Source organism: Pantoea stewartii (genome assembly GCF_011044475.1).
GTDB classification, from domain to species: Bacteria; Pseudomonadota; Gammaproteobacteria; order Enterobacterales; family Enterobacteriaceae; genus Pantoea; species Pantoea stewartii.
In genome coordinates, this window is the sequence record NZ_CP049115.1 from 1,786,894 (window position 1) to 1,807,492 (window position 20,599).

Consider the following 20,599-nt stretch of genomic DNA (forward strand, 5'->3'; position numbering starts at 1 on the left):
CACCTTAATTATGTTAAAAAAAAATTATCAATCTAGGTGTAATGAAAACTTAATTTAAATGAAATTATAAAGCAACACCAATGTGATCAATAATCGATCAATAGTTAATCCATTGATTTAATTTAAAAAAATATTGAAGAGAGCGTCACGATGAGCAATTCAAGCTCCAATTTAAGATTTATCTTAAGCTCCTGGCTAATGCTTCCCATTTGTTTGCATAAGTATTTTATTAAGAAAGACTAATAAGTATATGAATTATTTCATAAAAGAGACGCCCTCCCAAAACATATATACATAAATAGCTTTTTTTCGGAACAAAATAGTGTCTTTGTTTGTATTTCAAGGCAGAGAAAAAAATTAACAGTTTATTACAATTGAGTTATTTTTTATGGGTTACATTCCCTTGTGAATTGTGTAATGAGAAATTATTCTTTAGTAATTAATTTTTATTATTTTATTCTCATATCCTGTGTACCGCTGATTTTCTACTTTGAAATCGATTACAATTAATAAATTACAATTTCGCGTCAAAACTCATTCCTTAATGTGTCAGTCGTGAGGGGGTTTCGGACAATTGCCAGTTATGCCTCCAAAGACAATCATAAAGTGACATGTATCACCCTTTTTATACCGATGCTGGCTTATTTTGCTTTTCCGTTTTAATTTTACCTAGGTCGTAAAATCGTAATGAAATATTATGATGACGTATCTCTTTTAAACTTCGTTTTTTGTGAAAGCTGACACTATGGATATCGATATTTTAGGCTTTATACCGGTGCTCTTGCCGGTCGCACTTTCTCCCGGGGCGAGCTTCACACTGATCATGAGCAGTGCGCTGGCAGGTGGGCGCAGTGGTCTTCTGCGCACGCTAACCGGTACTGCCCTAGGAATTTACATTCATGCATTGCTTATTGGGCTCGGTATCAGTGCCGTCCTTATTTCATTACCCGGCGTTTACCGTTTTCTTGAAGTAGCCGGTACGGCTTATTTGCTCTGGCTTGGCCTGATGCTTATTAGTAGTGGCCTCCACACGCATTCGGCCGGGGCTCAGGACAGAACCGTTTCGATTTCAGTAGTTGATGCCGCATTAGCTAACCTACTGAATCCAAAAGCCATTATTTTTTATCTTACAGTAGTTTCTGGATTTGCCGGCCGGCATGGTGGCGTAGGAAATTACCTGATCCTAGCTTCCCTTCACGTGGTGGTGATGTGTGTGTGGCTGTCCTTCGTCAGCTATGCCTTGGTATTCTCATCAAAAGGCACAAATCCGCAGTCGCTTAAAAAGTACGTCAATATTTCCGGCGGCATTTTGCTGATTGTTTTTTCCCTTTTCACGTTCTTTAAACGCTTTTTCTAAAACAGCAGGCATACGCTGAGTGAATACTCCATCTGTTACGTCATCTTGCAGCTTAATGGAAACACTGGTAGGAGTTGCTCAGTTCATGCAGAGGGTCAGCCTTTCTGGTATGCCTGGGCATAAACTTTGATGCGCTTTTGCGGTTCACTGGTGCCTAACACACGTTAAGGTTGTATTCTCTGATGCCCGACGACTCTTGTGGAAACGGTACTTACTGACACATTCGTGCTTAACATGACCACATGTATAGCGAACGATGACCAAAACCCTATCTCCGCTCATCAGACGCGGCTCTATGAGTAAAAAGGGTCATTATCATGCATGTGCCCTGCAATTCTTAATTAATGCAGGACTAACGTTTTAATATTTAAAATTGCATAAAATCAAAGTTTTTTCTGTGCTGATTTTCAGCCTGTTATAACTAAGCTCCTCTTTCCTATGCACTTACTTTACCGGGCTCCGGAAAAAGGCCGTTAGGGAATGATTTACCGTACGGACCAAAACATACTGTGTCCAGTCACCACCTCATCGCTCTTATCCAGATAGAAACGGTGCTTTTGTCAGGCCCATCCGCCCCGCCCTCGGGGGCGTCTTGTTACGATATATGGTATATATCTATAAGTGGGAAAATGACACTTCTCTACTCAGTGGGTTTTTTTGGGTAATCAGCGCCCACCAGGCAGGCGAAAATGGATTTATCAAGAACAGACGTCGCTGTGTGAAGTCTGAGAGATTTGCAGGGGTATGGATCCCGCCAGATTTCACGCAGCGTTGTCATTGAAAAATGAGGAATTATGTCGCCACCATCCGTTAACGGGCCGGCCGCTCTGTCCGGTTATGGGCGGGTACTGGCACTAAGGTCCATTGCCACGGCATACGCCGCAAGCGAGGCACAAGCCCCAACCGGCGAAAGCCGGTTTTATTATGTCCATCTTTCACCCTTGGTGAAGGATATGCGTCACCCTTCACCCATCCATCACCTATTAACCACATGATATAATTGGATAAAACAAAAAGGTGAACAGTGTGAAGGATTATTTATAAAATCTTTTTTTGTAGGATCTCGCTTTCTGGCCGCGCAACTGTTTTGATAAAGTTTAAATGCCTAAAAAAGGAGCAATAAATGGACACCTCTTTTTTGAATGCACTGGACACTAAAAATCGTGAACAGTTTGACGCAGCGATTAATGCTTTACAGGGGGATGTTACTGCTGCTGCCGCTCGATTATCCATAGATCCCCGCTTGCGCCTTGAGTATTCTAGGCGTATCAAAGAGATGGCTGACGATTTACGATCCCGAGTTAATGCTGGATTGCTGACATGGGAACAGGCTGCGAAAGAAGCTCAGGAAACGCGAAATCTCATCATGGAAATGATAAGGACTCGCAGTACACCACTTGGGCGTGCAATGGCGGAAAGGATGAAGTCATCAGGTAAGACGCTTAATGAGTTAGTCGCAAAGAAAGCGACCTCACTTTTTGGGCCTAAAACAAACTTTGCCAGCCTTTCTGAAGTGCAAAAAAACCAGGTGTATGCCAGCATCGTGGAATCTGCGGGTAAATCTAACCCCAGCGTTAACCTGAAGATGTTGCAGCTTTCACGAGCAGGAAAAGGGCTTATCGTCCTCTCTTTAGCCATCTCTGTATATGAAATTTATACCGCTGAAAACAAGGTTGCTGAAACCGGTAAACAAATAGCGATTAACGGTGCAGGCATAGCAGGTGGTGCAGCGGGAGGTGCTTTAGCAGGTTTGGTATGCGGCCCCGGAGCACCCGTTTGTGTTTTGATTGGTGGATTTGTTGGTGGTGCACTTGCTGCCTTTGAAATGGGACGTTTTTGGGGATAGTCATGGAACAAACTCTCTCGGTAAAGCTTGTTGAGAAAAGTAAAGCGACTGATTTTCAGCAGGCCGTTTCTGAAGTAGTGATCGATAACAAACCGACGGGTATCACTATAAAAGGACAGGTACTCGAAGCCTCAGTTAAAGTCGACAATGACAGGTATATTCTTTTCACAACTGATGATGTGATCTTTGAGGAGTTTCTTACTGTTACTCTCATCAGCCTGAGTCAGGGGATTGTTGAAAGTTTGCAGGTTGGTAATGAGTATTCGTCAGGCTCTTTCGAGGCGCTGTCTGTCAATCACAAAACCATTGAGTTCAATTTCATTGGCGGGTCTGTCTGGACAATTAAAGTGAACGACACCCCAAAGCTCCGTGTTCCATTCTTTTCCGATCCGCGTGGTGTAAAACGCTCTTCAGGTCTAAAAGCGTATCTGACCATAGATGCAAAGCCATCGCCCTCCCCACCATAAAAAACCTTTTAACAAAAGCAATTGGTATACGCTTAGGTATACCAATTATTTTTATATTGGATATTTACATTAAATTTCATGCATATAGGTGATTTATTCAGATTCCGCCAGCCCTGAAAGCCCACACGGCGCAAGCCTGCGGGCTTTTTTGTTCCCTCCTGTGCCTTTGAAACCCGCATTCAAAACTTACCGGTTCCAGAAAAGCATGGTCATTGATTGCAGGTATCCGATATTGACTGACTTAATGGCCCATGCGTCATGGTAGACCTCAATGCATTACGGGAAAACCATTATTCATTTAAATAACGCTATTATGCTAAGCCAGCTTATTTCACAAAACAGAATCAAATATTTCACATAATCAGACTTATTATTGATCCAAGTCATTTTTCTCAACCTCTTAACAATTATATAAATTAACAAGAACATCTTTTACCTTTCGTAAATATCATCCCAAACGTAAAAAAAGATAATATTAAAAAGAAACTTACAGGCAGGGAATTATTCAGAAATCCAATCAGTAAAAGAAGAAATTCTTCGTCTTAAATCTTTATATATCAAAGGGCTGCCTTACATAAAAAGCAACTATCCTTTCCCGCTTCCAGACCATTCCCGCCGATCCTGAACCATTAAAATTTTCACGCAATTACCCTGCGAATTTATTTCACCGCCAACTGATAATGATTATTGATTTGATTCCCATTTATATATCGCCTTATGCTGTTTATCAGCCCGTAAATATCTTCAGGACAAACAACCGTTAAAGGATTAACCGTTATGACGTCGTTAACCCCTCTCGCCCGTCGTATCAAAACCAGTCTGTTCATTCCCGTTTTTGGCATAGCTTCACCTGCGTTTGCTGAGCCGGAGATCACTGATCCCGATGAAGAGGTGATGGTGGTGACGGCTTCAGCTGTCGAACAGCGTCTGAAAGATGCTCCGGCATCAATTTCCGTGATTACCGCACAGCAACTGGCACAGGACGTTGGTAAATCGGCCACGGATCTTGCGGATGTGCTGGAACGTGTCGCGGGCGTATCCAAAGCCATCGGAACAGATGTGGGCTCCGGTATTCAACTGCGCGGTATGCCAGCGGCGTATACGCTGTTGCTGGTTGATGGCAAACGCATGAGCTCCAGCAACGGCATCAAAAGCACGCAGCAAAACTATTTCGACGATATCAACTGGATCCCCGTTGATGCCATTGAACGTATCGAAGTGGTGCGGGGACCGATGTCCGCGCTCTATGGCTCGGATGCGATGGGCGGCGTGGTGAATATCATCACGAAGAAAAACAGTGATGTCTGGCACGGTACCTTAACCGCAGGCACGCGCCAGCCGCAGGACGATAAGCGGGGAAGTACCCAGACCTGGACAGGTAGCGTTGGCGGCCCACTGGGGAAAGGGTTTGACCTGCGTCTGAATGGTTCGTGGAATAAGCGCCAGGCGGATAAAAGCGACACCGGCGCACTGCGCTGGGGTAGCGGTCAGGAGGGACGCAAGAATGAAAATTACGGTGCCGAACTGGGCTGGGATATTACCCGCCAGCATCGGCTGACGATCTCTACGCAGCAGGGAACCGAAGAAGGTCTTCCCGGCTTCGCCAGTAACGGCAGTGAAATTAATCTGCGCGGGGCCAGTAAGCTTGAGCGTGAAAACTATGCGCTGGATTACCGCGGCATTTTTGCATTTGGCACGGCGAAGCTAAGCGCTTATCAGAATAAATTTAAAAACTGGGTGTCGGACGTACCGGTTATCGCCAACGGCGCGGTGACGGGCAGCGAGGACAGCACGTTGTGGAATAAAGAATCCATTATTGAAGGCGATCTCAACCTGCCCTTCGAACTCGGTTTGCCCCAAAACCTGACCGTGGGCGCGCAATGGAAAAAAGAAGAGCTGCATAACCCGCGCTCGCTGGGCGTGACAGCCGACGCGGCCGATACCTTTGGTAAACATACTGGCGAAGCGAAAAGCACGGGCATCTTCATCGAAAACCAGATTGACCTGCGGGATGATCTGGCCCTGACGCTGGGCCTGCGCCGGGATAATACCGATTACGGCAACCGGACCACGCCGCGCGCCTATCTTGTCTGGCAAGCCACGGACGCTCTGACGTTGAAAGGCGGCTATTCTGAAGGCTTTAAGGCGCCCAGCGTACGTCAGGCCAGCAAAGGCTTTATCGAAACCTCCCGCGGTGCCGGCTGTAACGGCTATGCCGATTACCAGGGCGGGAGCTGTTATACCCTGGGTAATGACGCGCTGAAGCCTGAATTGTCGCAGAACTGGGAAGTGGGCGCCCTGTACGATGATGCGGGATGGGGCGTGGGCTTAACCTTCTTTGACAGCCGCTTTCAGGACAAAATTGCTTCCGCGCCGGTGGGCTATATTCCGGGCGATGCGTCCGGTAGCTACTGGCTGAAGCGCGTCAATCTGGATACCGCCCGCACGCAGGGCGTGGAAGGCAGCCTGACGGTGCCTCTGATTACTGAAGAGAAAGTCCCCTGGCTGAAAAGCCTGACCCTGAATAACACTTTCACGCGCATGATCAAAGCGGAAGACACGCTGGGCGTCATGTTGGTGACCACGCCAAAACTCGCCACCTGGTCCTCGCTGGACTGGCAGGTCAACGAGGCGATCAGTCTGTCGATGACCGCCAAATACTACGGAAAAATGCTGGGGCTGAATAACCGCGCGGATCAGGCCGCACGCGGCAATACCGCAACTGCACGTATCCGCCAGGCCTATATGATTTATGGCCTGTCCGGGCAGTACCGGGCGACCAGCCATCTGAAATTCAACATGGGCGTCGATAACCTTTTCGATAAAAATCCGGTGTCCGCGCAACCCTCAGCCGGTACCACCAGCGGCAATAATTATTACGTTCCCGGACGAACGCTGTACGCCTCCGTGACGGCTTCGTTCTGATAACACTGAGGGTCCGCTCGCCCTGCTGAACATACCACGTACCCAGGGCGGAAAGCGGATGGTCAGCCCGACAACCGGGCACACTTTTACGGACAATGACAACGTACAAGGAGAAGGTATGCGTTTTTCCCCTCTGGCAGGTTTACTGGCGCTCGCCTGCTTACTGAGCGCGCCGTTGGCGTCGGCCAGCGACGCGCCCAGCGTCCAGCTGTCGCATTTTCAGGGCACAACGGCTATTCCTCTGCATCCCCAACGTGTGGTGATCTTAAACCCGGTAACGCTGGACAGTGCCGATGCGTTAGGAATTCATCCGCTGGGCGTGCCCCGGACCGCGATAAGCTATCCGGCCCATCTGGCGCGCTACAACAGTGATGAGTACCTCAATGCGGGCACGTTATTTGAGCCTGACTATGAGGCCCTGAGCCGCGCCAGGCCGGATCTGATTCTGGCCGGCGGCAGAGCCCTGGCGGCCTATAACAAACTCAGCGACATTGCGCCGACCGTATCGCTGGATATCGATCCCAATGATGTTTTAAACAGCCTGCGTCAGCGAACCACGCAACTGGGCGAAATCATGGGTAAACAGGCGCAGGCGAGCACCGTTCTGGCCAGATTTGATGCGCAGGTTGCTGACCTTCGCCGCCAGGCGGCTCAGGCAGGCACGGCCATGATGCTGATGGTCAACGGCGGCAAACTCAGTGCTTACACACCGCATTCCCGCTTTGGTTTTATTTTTGATGTCCTGCAGTTCAGACCGGCCATCGCCCTGCCGACCGCCAGTAAACACGGAAACGCCATTTCGCCCGAACTCATCATGCAGGCCAATCCGGACTGGCTGTTCGTTCTGGATCGCGACAGCGCCATCGGCAGCAAGGCGGGCGTTTCTGCCCGGCAGGTACTGGATAATCCGCTGGTGCGCCGCACCACGGCATGGAAAAAACAGCAGATAATCTGGCTGGATTCGGCCTCGTTGTACCTCGCTGGCGGGATCCAGAGTTACAGCCTGATGATGGAGCAGATCAGGCAGGCACTCAGCACAGCCGGCGTCCGCCCAGAATGAAGTCCGTGGCCTTTAGCTTTAGCCTGATCCTGCTGGGGGCGCTGATGATGCTCAGTGTGATGACGGGCGTCACGCAGCTGTCACTGATGGACGTGTGGCGCGATGCCGACATGCGGGAGATTATGTGGTTGAGTCGCGTGCCGCGCACGGTCGCGCTGGTGCTGGCTGGCAGCGCCATGAGCGTTGCAGGGCAAATCATGCAAATGCTGACGCAAAACCGTTTTGTCGAGCCCTCTGTCGTGGGCACGACACAGTCCGCCGGTCTGGGCTTACTGCTGGTCATGCTGTTTTATCCCGCCGCGCCCGTCATAGTCAAAATGGGCATTGCCGCCCTGTTCGCCCTGGCCGGTACCCTGCTGTTTATGCTGTTAATCGCCCATGTTCGTCAGAAAAGCGCCCTTATTGTGCCGCTGACCGGCATCATGTTGGGGGCCGTTTTCAGTTCGGTCACCACCTTTCTGGCGATGCAGTTTGACCTGCTGCAGGCGCTGGGCAGTTGGGAATCGGGGGATTTTTCCAGCGTGATGCAGGGGCGCTATGAACTGCTGTGGCTAGTAGGGATGATCGCCCTGCTCGCTGGCCTGCTTGCCGACCGCTTCACGGTCGCCGGTTTAGGGCATGACTTTTCCGTAAACGTCGGGCTGAACTACCGTCGTGTTCAGCTCACGGGCATGGCGATGATTGCGCTCATCAGCGGCGTGGTTATCGTGGTCGTCGGGGTCCTGCCGTTCCTGGGGTTAATCGTGCCGAATATTGTCAGCCTGCTGGCTGGCGATAACCTGCGACGCACCGTGCACTGGGTCGCGCTGACGGGGGCTATGCTGGTAGTAAGCTGCGATATCCTGGGGCGGCTTATCGTGCAGCCGTTCGAGATCCCGGTCAGTACGTTGCTGGGTGTACTGGGCGCGGCGGTGTTTCTGCTGCTGATTATGAAGGGGAAACGCCATGGCCGTTGAGTGTTCGCTGCCGTCTCGCGTGCTGAACAGGATGCGCTCCCCTGCCGGACGGCTGTGTTTGCTGACCATCATCGCGATTGCGCTCTGCACGCTGTTTCTGACCCTTAACCTGCAGGGCAATATCGGCTATCTCCTGAAACACCGCGGCCAGATTTTACTGACTATGGTGCTGGTTGCGTTTGCCTCGGGCATCAGCACGCTGCTTTTCCAGACCATCACGCAAAACCGCATTCTTACGCCGTCGATCATGGGGCTGGAGTCGCTGTTTATTTTACTTCAGACGCTGATGGTCTTTTTTATTCACCTGTCGCCGTTGAGCCAGACCGGCCCTGTGGTGCAGTTTCTGGGTGAAACGGCGCTTCTGATGCTGTTTGCCACGCTGCTTTACCGCTGGTTATTTAACCGCAGCGGGCTGGAACTCCAGCGCGTCTTACTGGCAGGCCTGGTGTTCGGCACGCTGTTCCGCAGTCTGTCCGGACTGATGCAGCGCCTGCTATCACCGGGAGAATTTGCCGTTTTACAGAGCCGGATGTTTGCCACCTTTACCCGCGCCGACAGCGACGTCCTGCTGTTGTCAGGCGGCGTCATTGCTGTTGTGACGGTAATCATCTGGCGCATGCGCTATCGCCTTGACGTGCTGGCGCTGGGCAGCGATACCGCCACCGCACTCGGCGTGCCCGTTCAGCGCTACGTGACCGGTCTGTTGCTGCTCATCTCCCTGCTGGTAGCGATCTCAACCGCGCTGGTGGGGCCAATGACGTTTCTAGGCTTGTTGATCGTGAATCTGGCCTGGCCCGCCATGGGCTCATGGCGTCATCGCGAGATGCTGCCTGCTGTGATACTCATCGGCATGATTACGCTGACCGGCGGACAGCTCATTCTGGAGCGACTGCTGGACAGGGCAGGCACGCTGTCCGTCATCATTGAATGTGTTGGCGGTGGACTCTTTCTTTATCTGGTGCTTAAAAAGGTGGCAACGTGATTGAAGTGGTGAATGTGAATAAGCGCTACGGCACGCTTTCTGTTCTCAACAATATCAATGAAACCCTGCCCGCGTCGGGCATCACTGCCATCATTGGTCCTAACGGTGCCGGAAAATTCTCTCTGCTGTCGGTGATGAGCCGACTGCTGACGCCGGACAGCGGTGAAATCAGAATCGATTCGCTGGTGGTGAACGAGGCGCACACTGAACAGCTGGCGAAAGTGCTGTCGGTGCTGCGGCAGGAGAATCATTTTACCCATCGGCTGACGGTGTACGATCTGGTCAGTTTTGGCCGCTATCCCTGGTCAAAAGGACGGATAACGGAAGCGGACAGACACCATATTGAGCAGGCGCTGTATTTTCTGGATTTGTTGCCGCTGGCACAGCGTTATCTGGATGAGTTGTCCGGCGGGCAGCGGCAGCGGGCCTTTGTGGCGATGGTGCTGTGCCAGAATACGCAGTACGTTCTGTTAGATGAACCGCTAAATAATCTGGATATGAAACACAGCGTGACCATGATGCAGCAATTACGACGGGCGGCAGATGAACTGCGCAAATCCATCATTCTGGTCATTCATGATATCAATTTCGCCTCCGCCTATTCCGACTACATCATTGCCATGAAAAACGGCGCCGTTTTTATGCGCGGTACGCCAGCCGACATCATGCAGCCGGACGTGCTGACGCGGCTGTTTGAGATTCCGGTGGCGATTGAAACGGTGGCGGATCAGCGGATAGCGATCTATTACCGCTAACCTGACTCACGCTTTCGTGGCGCGGAAGCGGAGCCGCGGACGTCGCCGCGCGGTCCGCTTTATCACTGGCCGATTGCAGGCAAGCGGAGAAACGCGGATGCGCCCGGCTCAGCAGTAGAATACATGTCGGAGTTCTGCCTGCACACGGGGCGGAGGACGGCAGCACATGCCTGCCCTGCTCAGCCGCCGAACGGTTCTTGACCCAACCGCGCGGCACTGCCCGCTATTTACCCCAGTAAACCCCATCGCAAAACGGCTTTCTGGCCCCTAACTGAGCCGACAATCTGGCGGCACTTTCCCGCATCAGGTCACCCAGCCCTGCCGCTTTGCGGTCCAGGGTTAAGCGTGATGACGGACCGGTCAGCGCCAGGGCGGCCGTTAATTTATCCCCTTCGCCAAACACCGGGATGGCAAAGGCGGCAGTGTGCGGATCGCGCGCGCCCGACGTATAGAGCGGTAAGTCCGGTGTCTCAGCAAACAGGGGGTCGCCCATTCCCCAGTAACGCAGCACCTGACTAATCGCCGAGTTATCCAGAGGATAAAGCGAGCCCGGCAGTCGCGTATGGCGCAGGCCATCCGACGATTCCGCACGGAAGACGCAAAGACGCTGACCGTTATCAATCACATACCAGCTGGCGCTTTCATGGGTGGCCGAAGCCAGCGCCTGTAGCTCGGGCTGGACCACGCTGGCCAGATGAAACGACTGTTCGTAGAGCTTGCCCAGATACAGCAGTCTTGGTCCCAGGGTATAAATCCCGTTATCCCGTCTGACTACATAACTCATGCGTTCCAGCGAATTCATCAGGCGATAAACGGTGGTTTTGTGGTAGCCCGAGAGCTGCGACAGCGCCGTCAGGGACAGGCTTTCTTCGCCTGGCTTAAAACAATCCAGCAATGCCAGCGCCTTCTCTACCGCATTAACCCCTTCGTTTCCCATTTCGCTTCTCCTGATTTTTGCTGGCACTGAGTGTACCTGAAACTGTGAGTCACATCTTATTTACATCACAAACAAGCTCGCAACACTGGCGCGAGCGTCAGTGTCACCGATATAGTAATTTCATTATGTACAACACAGTTTTACTCTGTAAAACATCAAACCTGTGAGGTGACCCATGTCCGCGAACGAAAAACCGATGATCAACCGCGACGTTACGCGAGTCAGTCATGATTATGTCAGACGTGCCGCTGAATTTCAGGCCGCGATTATTGCGGATGTCGCGGGCAGACGAGGCACGCTCCATGGCCGCGTTAAGCCACTGGGTGCGCATATGAAAGTGGCCGGACCGGCGGTAACGGTGGAAGTGCGTTCAGGTGATAACCTGGCGATCCATGCTGCGCTGGCGGTGGCCAAACCCGGCGATGTCATCGTGGTAGACGGTAAAGGCGATATCAGTTGTGCGCTGCTAGGCGAAATCATGGCGACCCAGGCAGAAGCGTCCGGCATTGCCGGCATTATCATCGATGGCGCGGTCAGGGATGCGGATGCACTGAGCAACCACACTTATCCGATTTTCGCCGCTGGCCTGAACCCATGTGGCCCGACCAAGCTGATTCCCGGTCGTGTGAATTACCCGGTTTCTGTGGCCGGTGCGACGATCAACGCGGGCGATCTGGTGGTCGGTGATATCGATGGTGTGGTGGTCGTTCCACGTGACGAGGTCGAATTGGTGCTGGAACTCGCGGCGAAAAAGCTGGATATGGAAACCCGCCGTATTGCGGCAATCAAAGCCGGAGACAAAAGACCGACCTGGCTGAACGGTGCCCTGCGTGCAGCAGGCATGTTAGCGGAAGGGGAGGAACTCTGATGCGCAAACAGGATACTGTCATTATTACCGGCGCTGACATCGCCCCCGCCGCGCTTGCGATGCTGAACGATTATGAAGTGGTTTTTGCGGGCACCAGGCCAACCGAAGACGATCTGGTCGCGCTGTGCCAGCAGTATAATCCCGTCGGAATCGTGGTGCGCTATGGAAAAATTAACGCCCGCATCATGGATGCCGCGCCTGCGCTGCGCGTGATCTCCAAACATGGCAGCGGCATTGACGTTATTGATCAAGCCGCGGCGGCCGAACGAAACATCAGCGTTCAGTCTGCGCCGGGTGCCAACGCGGCGGCGGTGGCTGAACATACCTGGGCAATGATTCTGGCCTGCACCAAATCCCTGATTCCGCTGAATCGCCGGATGCGTGACGGTCACTGGGACAAATCCAGCCACAAGTCCCTTGAACTGGAAGGCCGGACGCTCGGGCTCGTGGGCCTCGGCGCGATTGGCGGCCGGGTGGCCGATATTGGCCGCGTGTTTGGTATGCAGGTTATTGCTTACGATCCCTGGGCGAAAACGCTGCCCGCGGGCTGTGAGCAGGTGGACGACTTAGCCACGCTGTATACGCGCGCGGATATAGTGTCGCTGCACTGTCCGCTGACCGCGCAAAACAGCCAGATGATTAATGACCAGGCGCTGGCACAGTTCAAACCCGGTGCTGTGCTGGTGAATACCGCACGCGGTGGACTGATTGATGACGATGCTCTGGTGCGTGCGCTCAGGAGCGGCAGGCTCAGTTGGGCGGCGCTGGACAGCTTTACTGTGGAGCCGCTGACCGCGCCCAACCTCTGGCAGACGGTAGAAAACGTCATTATTACCCCGCACATCGGCGGCGTGAGCGATAACTCTTACGTGAAAATGGGGACGGCTTCCGTGACCAATCTGCTGAAGATCTTAGCGCAGAAGGAAGCGACGGTATGATGTGCCTGACTACACCGGAGATCAGGCAGACCACGGTATTTACCCGGCTGCCCGATCGTTTCCGCCAACCTGACAGCCACAATGCCTGGGCGGCCGCTAATCGCGGCGGCCAGCTGACCGATTCGTTTCTGGAAGGGCCGGTCTGGCATCCCTCGGGTTGCCTGTACCTGACCGATATTCCGTATGGTCGCATATTCCGTGTCGATATGGCGGGCAACTGGGAGCTCGTGGTGCAGTACGACGGCGAACCCAATGGCATGAAACTGACCGATCCCGATACGCTTCTGATCACGGATTACCGTCACGGCCTGATGAAGCTGTGCCTCAAGGAGAACACGATCGCGCCGTGGCTGTCGCGCCGTAACAGCGAAAGTTTTCGCGGCGTGAACGATCTTACCCCTGACAGCCGGGGCAATCTTTATTTCACCGATCAGGGGCAAACGGGGCTGCACGATCCGTCCGGACGCGTTTACCGGCTCAGCCAGGACGGGCAACTGTCCGTTCTGCTGGATAACTGCCCGAGCCCAAACGGCCTGGTGCTGTCACCCGACGAGAAGGTGCTGTATGTCGCCATGACGCGCGGCAATGCGATCTGGCGCGTACCGCTTCAGCGTGACGGATCGGTCAGCAAAGTCGGCCAGTTCTTTACCTCGCACGGGCCAAGCGGTCCTGATGGTATCGCCGTCAACGCGCAGGGCGAACTGCTGATTGCTAACCCGGGGCTGGGCCGCGTCTGGCTGTTAAACGATCTGGCAGAGCCGATTGAGATTCTGACCAGCCCGGTCGGACGATCCACCACCAACCTCTGTTTTGGCGGCGATCAGCGCCGGCAGTTATTTATCACCGAATCTGTCAGCGGCAGCATTCTTACCTGCTCAATGCAAACGCCAGGCCACCCGCTGCCCTTTCTTTCCACTGCTTTTCTCTGAGAATAACTCTGCGTTGACGCAACGCAGCGGAGACAACCATGAATCTGCACTCAACGCCTTCCCGCTCAATGACGGAGCAGGATGACGTGCCCGTGTCCCATGACGGCATGACTCAAACGGATTTTGAACAAAGTGAAGTCGCGGCAGGCAAAGCCTTTCGCCGTATCCTGCCTTTTATTTTTATCTGCTACGTGGTCAGTTATCTGGATCGCACGAATGTCAGCTTTGCCGCGCTGGGCATGAACGCGGATTTAGGGATTACAGCAGAGCAGTTTGGCTTTGGCGCGGGCATGTTCTTTATCGGGTATTTCCTTTTCGAAGTGCCCAGTAATCTGATCATGCAAAAAGTAGGTGCCCGCATCTGGATCGCCCGTATTATGATTTCGTGGGGGTTGATCTCCATGGCCACCGCCTTCGTCAGCGGTCCCGTCAGCTTTGCCTTTGCCCGTTTCTGCCTGGGCGTGGCGGAAGCGGGCTTCACCCCGGGCATTTACCTGTTTTTTACCTACTGGTTCCCCGGCAGCTGGCGCGCCAAAATCACGGCCGCCTTTCTGGTCGGCATTCCCGTGGCGAATATTATCGGTGCGCCGTTATCCGGCATGTTGATGCAAATTACCGGACACGACACTATCCGCAACTGGCAGTGGCTGTTGCTGCTGGAAGGCTTTCCGGCGGTAATACTTGGTGTCATGTGCCTGTTCTTTTTACATGACCGTCCGACCAAAGCGGGCTGGCTAAGCGAGGCGGAAAAAGCGTTGCTGAGCAGGCGGCTGGCGAATGAACAGAAAAAGATCGAACAGGCACACGGTTCCAGCCTGCGGGATGCAATGCGTAATCCCCTGCTCTACCTTCTGGCTTTTATTAACTTTTGCGGCATTGTCGGCTCAATTGGCGTAGGTTTGTGGATGCCGCAGATTATCAAACAGCTTGGCGTCAGCCACACCGCGACGGGTTTTCTGACCGCGTTGCCCTATATCTGTGGCGCCTTCAGCATGCTGTTTTGGGCACAGCGCGCGAATGCTTCCCGCCACCGTATTCGCTGGATCAGCGCGGCGCTGGTGATCGCCGCCGTGGCGTTAGGCTGCAGCGCCCTCATTGATGAACCCGTCCTCAAAATGCTTGCGCTGTGTTTCACTGTGAGCGGCATCCTGGCATTTCAGGCATCATTCTGGGCGCTGCCTTCCGGTTTTTTGACAGGGAGCGCGGCGGCGGGCGGACTGGCGATGATTGTCTCGATTGGTAATCTGGGCGGATTCGTGGGTCCTTCGCTTATTGGCTATGTGCGCCAGACCAGCGGTGGCTTTATGTGGGCGCTGCTGGCGGTTTCGGCGGTGCTGCTGCTGGGAGCTTTCTGCGTAGCGTCCGTCAAGGACCCTTACCGTCACACCTGACCGGACAAAACGACCACGCCGCCGACATTCAGGGTGGCGTGATGTCGCCTCGGATTATGGCCTCAGTTAACCAACCCCGACGCACGATCTGAATGGACACAAAGCCACGCCAATATCAGAGGCGGCGTGGTTTTATCCCCCACGGCTTCATTTCTCCATTATCCTCCTTCCTGCCGCCGTTCCTGCGCATGCAGACTGTTTTTCCACGCCGTTGTCTTTCCCACCGCAACAACGTTCGCGTTCGTCTGCTGATCGCGGCCCGGTATTTCCGATAACCGATACCGGTTTCCGGGAAGTATCCCATCACGATGGCAGGCGAGCACATGGAGCAGAGCGGGCTGAAACGGTATACAGGCGTTCTTGCCACATCAGAGCGCTCGGCCTGCCCGATAAGGATGGCAGAACCGAACACGGCACCGGTCCTTCCCGGCATTCCTGCGGTTCGCCTCACCTTCACTTTTCTCCGGTATAAAAAAAGCGCCCGGAGGCGCTTCAGTGATTTCAGCGATGCGACTTATTTGCTGACGGTCGACAGGCTGTGATCCGCTTCGATTCTGGTCGCGCTTTTGCGGCCCATGATCAGCACTGCGATACCGCCCGCCCCGCAGAGCACGGCCAGCGGAACCATGGCCAGCGCATGACTGCCCGTCTGCTCGTTGATGATCCCGTACACGTTAACCATCAGCCCGCCGCCAATCAGGTTCGCCATGGCACCGATAGCCGCCAGGCCCGCCGCTGCGGTGCTGGACGACAGCCAGCCGGAAGCCAGTGCCCAGAACGGCCCTTTCATGGAGTACGCGCCAATCAGCACCAGCGACAAAATGACCACGCTGCCCGCCAGCGACTGCGTCAGGAAAGCCGACAGTAGCCCACCCGCAATAAGAAACAGCGTCAGCGCCGTGTGCCAGCGACGTTCGCCCGTACGGTCGGAACTGCGGCCCCAGACGATCATCAACACGGACGCCAGGCCGTAAGGAATGGCGTTCACCAGACCGGTCGTGAAGTTGTCGAGTCCGAACGACTTGAGTAATTGTGGCGACCAGACGCTGAGCGTGGAACCTGCCGCCGAGGCACCGGCATAGATTAAGGCCATCACCCAGATGTGCTTGTGACGCAGTAACTGCCACAGCGAGATATGACCGATCACCTTACGTTTCGCATTCTCGTCCGCCAACGTTGTGCTGAGCCAGTTGCGCTGTGCTTCCGTCAGCCAGGTCGCGTTTTCCGGGCGGTTGCTTAACAGGAAAAAGGCGGCTATCCCTAAAAGGATGGCCGGGAAGCCTTCTAAAATAAACAGCCAGTGCCAGCCACGTAAGCCAAACCAGCCATCCAGTGACAGGATGGCCCCGGAGATCGGTGAGCCGATAAAGTTTGCTGCCGGGATAGCCACCATAAAGGTCGCAATGACGCGGGCGCGGTATTTACCGGGGATCCAGTAGGTCAGGTAGAGGATCACGCCAGGGAAAAAGCCCGCCTCCGCCGCGCCCAGTAAAAAGCGCAGGAAATAAAGCATCCCGGCACTGGAGACAAAGGCCGTGCAGACCGACACGATGCCCCACGTCACCATAATGCGCGATATCCAGATCTTCGCCCCGATCTTTTGCATCGCCAGATTGCTGGGCACTTCAAACAGAAAATACCCCACAAAAAACAGGCTGCTCGCCAGGCCGAACACCGCTTTGGTCAGCCCGAGATCTTCATTCATCTGCAGGGCCGCCATTCCGATATTGCCCCGGTCAATGATAGCGATCAGATAACAGACAATCAGAAACGGCAGAATGCGCCATATAACACGCTTTACCGTCTGCTGCTCTATATCGGAGGTTATGGCCACATTGGGTCTCTTTTCAGACATGGTGTTCCTCACAGAAGGTTCATGGTTTTACATCTGGGTAAACTTCATGTTTTACTCTGTAAAACTATGGTGTACAAAGTACACTCATTATCTGGCGAAACTTTTTCCTGTGCTGGCAAATGTTATGAGGTTGTGTGACTTGTCACAAAAAGGGATCAGTTTGCCGTGGGATATGTGACGCAGCCGGAGCTTTTCCCGCTTCCCCCGCGTCCCCGGGACATGGCGCATTGAGCAGAATCGCAGAAAGCCCGCAGGTACAAACGCCAGGAAAAGCGGAGCCGTGCGATAAAAGCAGCACGGTGCCCTGCGGTGCTGACAATACTGAAAAGCAGTATGCCGTTTACCGGACTGCATATGTGATGCGGCTTCGTTGTTCCCCTCTTCGACAAAATTAGCGTCGCCGCAGGTTATTTTGAAAAAGTCATTTAAAAGCCATAATACTGAAATATATTTTTAGCGGTAACAAACGCGTGCAAAATGATAATAGATATTGCAGATATAATGTCGCACTGATAATTAAAGGGCAAAAAGGATGGAGTTAATATGAAATATATTTTCTGTGCGGCTGCCGTTTTTGTCCTGACCAGTTTTACCTCACAGGCGGCGATGAACAAAGTCGTTGACGAGAAGCGCCCACCCAACACCGTTAAAACAGTAAAAATTGCTTTCACTGGCGCGATAACGCAGAACAAAATTATGGCCCTGTCCGCCGCCATTGACGAGATTGCGCAAAACTACAAAGCCGCTACGGAGATACAGCTTTATCTCACCAGCCCCGGCGGTGATGTTGATGCCGGGAAAATGGGCTATCAGATAGTGAAGGACTCACCCATTCCGGTGACCACCGTGAATATGTCCTCCGTCGAATCCTCAGCAACCTTAATTTATTGTGGCGCAAAGAAACGGCTAACCATGGACGATTCGATTTTTTTATTACATGCGCCCACGATTCATGATGCTCAGGACAGAAATTTTTCAGAAAATATGCTGGTTGAAAAAAATGAATTTAGCAGCCGATTCCGCAATATTATTAAAAATATTTATCACACCTGTACCAACCTGACGGATGATCAAATCGACAAAATTACCTACAGCGAAGACAACCATATGCTGCTGGATAATCAACACGCACTGGCTGTCGGCATTGCGACAGGCGGGCTCAGCCATTTTATGCCCGCTGACGCGGCCTATTATATTCACGACAATAATTAATCCTGCGCAGGCCGCGATGCCTGATGAAGGTTCTGGTTTCAGCCCTCATCAGGCACCGTTTCTACGGACACACCAGCCTTACTGCGCGTGACTCACCATTCCACACAGATCTTGCCGAAATGCGAACCGCTCTGCTGCCAGGCAAAGGCCTCGGCGAGGTCCTGATAACGGAAGAGGCGATCAACGACGGGCTTCTGATTCATCCCTTCCAGCGCGTTCACGTAATCGATCTGATCCTGTCGGCTGGCAACGATCACCCCTTTGATGGTGACCTGCTTCGCCAGGACAGACAAAATGGACAGCCGGGCTTCATCGCCGGAAATGATGCCGATTTGGGTAATGTGGCCGCCCACTTTGATCGCTTTCAGCGACTCACCCAGCGTGGCAGGTCCGCCCACTTCCACCACCTGATCCACGCCCACGCCGCCGGTCAGTTCGAGCACCTTCTTCCCCCACTCTGGCGTCGTGCGATAGTTAATGGTTTCGTCTGCGCCCAGTTGTCGGGCGCGCGCCAGTTTCTCATCCGAAGAGGAGGTGGCAATCACTTTCGCGCCCATGGCCTTAGCGATTTGTAAGGCAGCGATAGATACACCGCCGGTGCCCTGCACCAACACGGTATCATTAGCCTGAAGATTGCCTTCGGTCACCAGTGCTCGCCAGGCGGTCAGGCCAGCTGTCGTAATGGTGGCTGACTCAGCGTGCGTCCAGCCTTTTGGCGCATGGGTAAAGGCGCTCTGCGCCCGCACAACGTATTCACTGGCCATGCCATCAATGCCGTCGCCCGGCGTGTGGGCAAAGCCGCCGACGTCCGCGGTGGGTTTGCCGGACAGCCAGACGGGGAAGAATGTCGACACGACGTGATCACCTGCGCGAAAATCGGTCACGCCCTCGCCCACGGCTTCCACCACGCCCGCGCCGTCGGACAGCAGTATGCGGCCATCTTCGGTGGGAAATTGCCCGGTCGCGACGACCAGGTCATGGAAATTCAGTGAGCTGGCCTTGATGGCAACCCGGATTTCGCCTTTTCCCGGCAGTCCCGGATCGGCTCGGTCTGACAGGTGGATGTTCTGCAGTCCGCCAGGGGCTTTCAGGGTCATTGCTTTCATTACGTTCTCCGTTGCCTGATGTGTTTTCTTAAGACATGTTGCTTAACATAGTCCACAGGGAGATTTTGTAAAATGTCGTCATCAGGAAGCGGACCGCGGCAAAGAGAATACGCTCAGGCCTGCGCGAGGGTACGGTGACCGGGCTAAAGGCGTGACCATCATCACCGTGATTAATGTCGCAGCGCTGTCAACGCGCGCCTCCGTTTCCCGCTAAACGGCCGTAAAGGGCACGCTCGCGCCTTGCAAAACGGGCACTGCGAAGCAGAGCACCCCGCGCGTCGTTCATTGTACGGGTGAGCATGTTAAAGGGCGCCTGTTGGCGCCCTGCCTCGCGTTAAACCGTGCTGTCTACCACCGCATACATTTGCTCAAAGAGTTGTGCATAGTGGCTGGCGTCATCCTGAATGGCCTCCTCAACCCCTAACGTGTTGTAGAGGAAATGGACGTCCACATCGCGGATCGCCAGATAAGCCGAAACGCCCAAAAGATGATCGGTGATGTTTTTCTCCCAGCCATATTTAATAAATGACCGATGGGAGCCGCCCGCCAGCGCCAGCCAGCGCACCGTTTTTGCCGTTAACCGGTTTTGCTCACCATAGGCCAGGCCATAATTCCATACGCGCTCAAGATAGCCTTTCAACATGGCCGGAAAGCTGTACCACCACACCGGGAAGACAAAGAAGATAATGTCCTGATTGTCCAGTTCAGCAAACAGGCGGTGGACCTCTGGCGAATAGCGCTTATCCGGGTTGCCCCACTCCGGTTCATCCTCGACACGTAACACCGGATCAAAATCGCTGCGATACAAATCCAGTTCAGTAACATGGGCGCCGCGCGCCTCTGCGCGCTGGCGCAGGCTGTGGACCATCTGCGCGGTTAATGAATTCCTGCGCGGATGCGACCAGACGATATAGACATGTTGTTTCATCGTTCACCTCATTTTTGTGCTGACGAAAGCACCTTACGCTCGCGACATTGCTGTGGGAATCGTATGATTTGAAACAGGTTAATGAGG

The 20,599-nt window shown here is 53.4% G+C and carries 17 protein-coding genes; 13 read left to right on the forward strand and 4 right to left on the reverse strand.

Annotated features, from left to right (window positions below; translation table 11 throughout):
* The first annotated feature begins 745 nt into the window (after nucleotides 1–745).
* The 8 genes from G5574_RS08465 (at nucleotide 746) to G5574_RS08500 (ending at nucleotide 10,348) form a co-directional block, all read left to right on the forward strand.
* Complete coding sequence (locus G5574_RS08465; protein ID WP_164482488.1) at nucleotides 746–1,357, forward strand: LysE family translocator; 612 nt, start codon at nucleotides 746–748, stop codon at nucleotides 1,355–1,357.
* A gap of 1,123 nt (nucleotides 1,358–2,480) precedes the next feature.
* Entirely contained in the window at nucleotides 2,481–3,203 is a 723-nt protein-coding gene (locus tag G5574_RS08470) for a hypothetical protein (RefSeq protein WP_133745457.1), read from the forward strand.
* A gap of 2 nt (nucleotides 3,204–3,205) precedes the next feature.
* Nucleotides 3,206–3,670 (forward strand): hypothetical protein, encoded by a 465-nt coding sequence (locus G5574_RS08475; RefSeq protein ID WP_133745458.1) that lies wholly within the window; start codon nucleotides 3,206–3,208, stop codon nucleotides 3,668–3,670.
* A 777-nt stretch (nucleotides 3,671–4,447) separates the two neighbouring features.
* Nucleotides 4,448–6,595, forward strand: a complete 2,148-nt coding sequence (locus G5574_RS08480; RefSeq protein ID WP_164482489.1) for a TonB-dependent receptor domain-containing protein — start codon at nucleotides 4,448–4,450, stop codon at nucleotides 6,593–6,595.
* Nucleotides 6,596–6,713: 118 nt separating this feature from the next.
* Complete coding sequence (locus tag G5574_RS08485) at nucleotides 6,714–7,655, forward strand: siderophore ABC transporter substrate-binding protein (protein ID WP_164482490.1); 942 nt, start codon at nucleotides 6,714–6,716, stop codon at nucleotides 7,653–7,655.
* Nucleotides 7,652–8,611 carry an ABC transporter permease gene (locus G5574_RS08490; protein ID WP_164482491.1) on the forward strand — a complete coding sequence of 320 codons (960 nt, stop codon included), beginning with the start codon at nucleotides 7,652–7,654 and terminating at the stop codon, nucleotides 8,609–8,611. The genes G5574_RS08485 and G5574_RS08490 overlap by 4 nt, the downstream gene beginning before the upstream one ends.
* Nucleotides 8,601–9,593 (forward strand): iron chelate uptake ABC transporter family permease subunit, encoded by a 993-nt coding sequence (locus G5574_RS08495; protein WP_164482492.1) that lies wholly within the window; start codon nucleotides 8,601–8,603, stop codon nucleotides 9,591–9,593. Before G5574_RS08490 ends, G5574_RS08495 begins: the two co-directional genes overlap by 11 nt.
* Nucleotides 9,590–10,348 (forward strand): iron ABC transporter ATP-binding protein, encoded by a 759-nt coding sequence (locus tag G5574_RS08500; RefSeq protein ID WP_164482493.1) that lies wholly within the window; start codon nucleotides 9,590–9,592, stop codon nucleotides 10,346–10,348. The genes G5574_RS08495 and G5574_RS08500 overlap by 4 nt, the downstream gene beginning before the upstream one ends.
* Before the next feature lie 223 nt (nucleotides 10,349–10,571).
* Here the strand turns inward: G5574_RS08500 and G5574_RS08505 are convergent, their stop codons facing one another.
* Nucleotides 10,572–11,285: an IclR family transcriptional regulator gene (locus G5574_RS08505; RefSeq protein ID WP_164482494.1), complete on the reverse strand. Its 714-nt coding sequence runs from the start codon at nucleotides 11,283–11,285 to the stop codon at nucleotides 10,572–10,574.
* 175 nt (nucleotides 11,286–11,460) lie between these two features.
* Between G5574_RS08505 and G5574_RS08510 the strand changes: the two genes are divergently transcribed.
* From G5574_RS08510 to G5574_RS08525, 4 genes are read left to right on the forward strand one after another with little or no spacing between them, the layout of a single operon-like run.
* Nucleotides 11,461–12,153 (forward strand): RraA family protein, encoded by a 693-nt coding sequence (locus G5574_RS08510; RefSeq protein WP_054633280.1) that lies wholly within the window; start codon nucleotides 11,461–11,463, stop codon nucleotides 12,151–12,153.
* Nucleotides 12,153–13,091, forward strand: a complete 939-nt coding sequence (locus tag G5574_RS08515) for a hydroxyacid dehydrogenase (RefSeq protein WP_164482495.1) — start codon at nucleotides 12,153–12,155, stop codon at nucleotides 13,089–13,091. The genes G5574_RS08510 and G5574_RS08515 overlap by 1 nt, the downstream gene beginning before the upstream one ends.
* The gene (locus tag G5574_RS08520) at nucleotides 13,088–14,020 is read left to right on the forward strand and encodes an SMP-30/gluconolactonase/LRE family protein (RefSeq protein WP_058702312.1); all 933 of its coding nucleotides are present in this window, start codon (nucleotides 13,088–13,090) and stop codon (nucleotides 14,018–14,020) included. Before G5574_RS08515 ends, G5574_RS08520 begins: the two co-directional genes overlap by 4 nt.
* A gap of 38 nt (nucleotides 14,021–14,058) precedes the next feature.
* Nucleotides 14,059–15,411: an MFS transporter gene (locus G5574_RS08525; RefSeq protein ID WP_164482496.1), complete on the forward strand. Its 1,353-nt coding sequence runs from the start codon at nucleotides 14,059–14,061 to the stop codon at nucleotides 15,409–15,411.
* A 514-nt stretch (nucleotides 15,412–15,925) separates the two neighbouring features.
* On the opposite strand, the gene G5574_RS08530 is transcribed toward G5574_RS08525, so the two are convergent.
* On the reverse strand, nucleotides 15,926–17,266 hold the full coding sequence (locus tag G5574_RS08530) for an MFS transporter (RefSeq protein ID WP_033739396.1): 1,341 nt from the start codon (nucleotides 17,264–17,266) through the stop codon (nucleotides 15,926–15,928).
* Between the two features lie 543 nt (nucleotides 17,267–17,809).
* Between G5574_RS08530 and G5574_RS08535 the strand changes: the two genes are divergently transcribed.
* Nucleotides 17,810–18,478, forward strand: a complete 669-nt coding sequence (locus G5574_RS08535) for an ATP-dependent Clp protease proteolytic subunit (RefSeq protein ID WP_054687222.1) — start codon at nucleotides 17,810–17,812, stop codon at nucleotides 18,476–18,478.
* 92 nt (nucleotides 18,479–18,570) lie between these two features.
* On the opposite strand, the gene G5574_RS08540 is transcribed toward G5574_RS08535, so the two are convergent.
* Nucleotides 18,571–19,584, reverse strand: coding sequence for a zinc-dependent alcohol dehydrogenase family protein (locus tag G5574_RS08540; protein WP_164482497.1), 1,014 nt, complete (start codon nucleotides 19,582–19,584; stop codon nucleotides 18,571–18,573).
* 334 nt (nucleotides 19,585–19,918) lie between these two features.
* Entirely contained in the window at nucleotides 19,919–20,512 is a 594-nt protein-coding gene (locus G5574_RS08545) for an NAD(P)H oxidoreductase (RefSeq protein ID WP_164482498.1), read from the reverse strand.
* Nucleotides 20,513–20,599 lie beyond the last annotated feature (87 nt).

What these genes read in the sequence shown, in the direction of transcription:
- G5574_RS08465 (WP_164482488.1), top strand. Translation starts at nt 746, where the DNA reads ATGGATATCGATATTTTAGGCTTTATACCGGTGCTCTTGCCGGTCGCA.
- G5574_RS08470 (WP_133745457.1), top strand. Translation starts at nt 2,481, where the DNA reads ATGGACACCTCTTTTTTGAATGCACTGGACACTAAAAATCGTGAACAG.
- G5574_RS08475 (WP_133745458.1), top strand. Translation starts at nt 3,206, where the DNA reads ATGGAACAAACTCTCTCGGTAAAGCTTGTTGAGAAAAGTAAAGCGACT.
- G5574_RS08480 (WP_164482489.1), top strand. Translation starts at nt 4,448, where the DNA reads ATGACGTCGTTAACCCCTCTCGCCCGTCGTATCAAAACCAGTCTGTTC.
- G5574_RS08485 (WP_164482490.1), top strand. Translation starts at nt 6,714, where the DNA reads ATGCGTTTTTCCCCTCTGGCAGGTTTACTGGCGCTCGCCTGCTTACTG.
- G5574_RS08490 (WP_164482491.1), top strand. Translation starts at nt 7,652, where the DNA reads ATGAAGTCCGTGGCCTTTAGCTTTAGCCTGATCCTGCTGGGGGCGCTG.
- G5574_RS08495 (WP_164482492.1), top strand. Translation starts at nt 8,601, where the DNA reads ATGGCCGTTGAGTGTTCGCTGCCGTCTCGCGTGCTGAACAGGATGCGC.
- G5574_RS08505 (WP_164482494.1), bottom strand. Translation starts at nt 11,285, where the DNA reads ATGGGAAACGAAGGGGTTAATGCGGTAGAGAAGGCGCTGGCATTGCTG.
- G5574_RS08510 (WP_054633280.1), top strand. Translation starts at nt 11,461, where the DNA reads ATGTCCGCGAACGAAAAACCGATGATCAACCGCGACGTTACGCGAGTC.
- G5574_RS08515 (WP_164482495.1), top strand. Translation starts at nt 12,153, where the DNA reads ATGCGCAAACAGGATACTGTCATTATTACCGGCGCTGACATCGCCCCC.
- G5574_RS08520 (WP_058702312.1), top strand. Translation starts at nt 13,088, where the DNA reads ATGATGTGCCTGACTACACCGGAGATCAGGCAGACCACGGTATTTACC.
- G5574_RS08525 (WP_164482496.1), top strand. Translation starts at nt 14,059, where the DNA reads ATGAATCTGCACTCAACGCCTTCCCGCTCAATGACGGAGCAGGATGAC.
- G5574_RS08530 (WP_033739396.1), bottom strand. Translation starts at nt 17,266, where the DNA reads ATGTCTGAAAAGAGACCCAATGTGGCCATAACCTCCGATATAGAGCAG.
- G5574_RS08535 (WP_054687222.1), top strand. Translation starts at nt 17,810, where the DNA reads ATGAAATATATTTTCTGTGCGGCTGCCGTTTTTGTCCTGACCAGTTTT.
- G5574_RS08540 (WP_164482497.1), bottom strand. Translation starts at nt 19,584, where the DNA reads ATGAAAGCAATGACCCTGAAAGCCCCTGGCGGACTGCAGAACATCCAC.
- G5574_RS08545 (WP_164482498.1), bottom strand. Translation starts at nt 20,512, where the DNA reads ATGAAACAACATGTCTATATCGTCTGGTCGCATCCGCGCAGGAATTCA.